The sequence below is a fragment of the Bacillus sp. SIMBA_074 genome, assembly GCF_046534555.1.
Taxonomy (GTDB): domain Bacteria; phylum Bacillota; class Bacilli; order Bacillales; family Bacillaceae_G; genus Bacillus_A; species Bacillus_A mycoides.
Genome location: NZ_JAWRYM010000952.1, coordinates 1 through 250 on the forward strand (window position 1 = coordinate 1; position 250 = coordinate 250).

Sequence of the window (250 nt, forward strand, 5' to 3'; positions counted from 1 at the left end):
GATGCACCCAGCAAAAAATGCCACTCTTAATTTCGTTTCCCCTTTTGCCGGTATTATCGTTCCTGTCCGGATTCGTTTGGAGGACGACTCGATAGGAGGAAGTGCTTGTTCTAAATGTGCAAGGGCAGGGGAAACCTTTTGCAGTACATTCGATGAACGGATAAGTTTGGATAGCCCCGTTTTTTGATAGAGGTGGACTGCACTCCCAATCCTATTCATTCGTTTTGGATATGGAAAAAGATGAACCAAT

General features: G+C 44.4%; 1 pseudogene. It reads right to left on the bottom strand.

Going from position 1 to position 250, the window contains the following annotated elements:
- A pseudogene (locus SB773_RS33595) lies at positions 1–250 on the bottom strand (glycolate oxidase); the annotation flags it as partial.